The sequence below is a fragment of the Corynebacterium sp. HMSC073D01 genome, from assembly GCF_001815555.1.
Taxonomy (GTDB): Bacteria; Actinomycetota; Actinomycetes; order Mycobacteriales; family Mycobacteriaceae; genus Corynebacterium; species Corynebacterium glucuronolyticum.
In genome coordinates, this window is record NZ_KV821062.1 from 1 (window position 1) to 239 (window position 239).

1 protein-coding gene is annotated in these 239 nt (G+C 55.6%); it reads left to right on the forward strand.

Features of this window, described 5'->3' with window-relative positions; genetic code table 11:
• On the forward strand, positions 1–239 hold a 239-nt coding region (locus tag HMPREF3044_RS13245), incomplete at both ends, for an HNH endonuclease signature motif containing protein (protein WP_141759673.1).

Below are 239 nucleotides of genomic sequence, written 5' to 3' on the forward strand. Positions count from 1 at the left end.
GTGAAGGCGAAACTTGCTGAGGAGCGTCTTGTTGCTCTTGTTAGTCCTTTGGGGCCGAAGGATTTTGGTGTGTATCGGGTGGAGATGACACCGGATTCTCGTGGTGCGGATCCGTTGGAGCGGTTTATTCAATCAACCCGTAACCCGGTGTGTGCCTGGCCCGGCTGCGGCAGACCCGCATCCAAGTCGCAGATTCACCATATTAAACCGGTGAAGCATGGTGGGAAGACGGTGTCGGA